Annotated in this window: 1 pseudogene; it reads right to left on the bottom strand. The window is 59.6% G+C overall.

Going from position 1 to position 884, the window contains the following annotated elements:
- A pseudogene (locus VQ830_RS28690) lies at positions 1-884 on the bottom strand (beta strand repeat-containing protein); the annotation flags it as partial.

Below are 884 nucleotides of genomic sequence, written 5' to 3'. Positions count from 1 at the left end.
GCAATCTGGTTTGTTTGCAGCGCGATGATCTGGTCGGTGGAAAGAGCTGCAATGCCTGATGAGGATAGGCCGGCTATAGCAGCGCTGCTGATTGCCGCGATCTGGTCTGTGGAAATGGCCGCGATATCGGCCGTTGTCAAAGATGCGACCTGTCTTAGGTTGAGGGCGCTTATCTGGCGAGAGTTCAAGGCATGGATCTGGTCGCTCGTCAGTGCTGCGACCTGTCCAGTCGTCAAAACGGCGATCTGTCCTGTTGTGAGGGCTGATATCTGACCTGTCGAAAGCGATTGAACGGCATTGGTCGAAAGACCTGCAATGGCTCGTGCGGTAATGGCAGCAATATCTGCTGTCGTCAGTGCGGCGAGATTTTGCGTGGACAGACCGCCGAGAGCGGCGGGCGACAAGGCTGCGACTTGCGCCGGGCTCAAGGTTGCGACCTGGCTGCTGGAGAAGGCGGCAATCTGGCTGCTGCTCATCGCAAGGAGCGCGCTTGTCTTCAGCGCGGCAATCTGGTTCGTCGAGAGGGCGGTGATGTCTGCTGAGGAGAGAGCGATAACTTGCCTTGGCCCGAATGCGCTCATCTGGCTTGGGGTGAGGACGCTGACTGCTGCCGTGGTCAGCGCCGCAACCTGGCCTGCGGTCAGCGCTGTAATCTGTCCGGTCGTCAAGACTGCCACCTGATCGGTCGAAAGCGATGCGACGGTGCTGGTGGCAAGGCCGGTGACGGCTCTCGTGTTGATCGCCGTGATCTTGGATGGCGTGAACGTGGCGATATCCTGAGGGGTGAGCCCACTTACCGCCGATGCTGTCAATGCCGCAACCTGCGCGGTGCTCAGTTCTGCAACCTGCTGACTGGATAGCGCCGCAATCTGGCTGCTGCTGAG

The sequence above is a fragment of the Oryzifoliimicrobium ureilyticum genome, from assembly GCF_037199735.1.
GTDB lineage: Bacteria > Pseudomonadota > Alphaproteobacteria > Rhizobiales > Rhizobiaceae > Rhizobium > Rhizobium ureilyticus.
The sequence above is the reverse complement of the archived record's forward strand: the minus strand, read 5'-3'. Positions and strand labels throughout refer to the sequence as shown.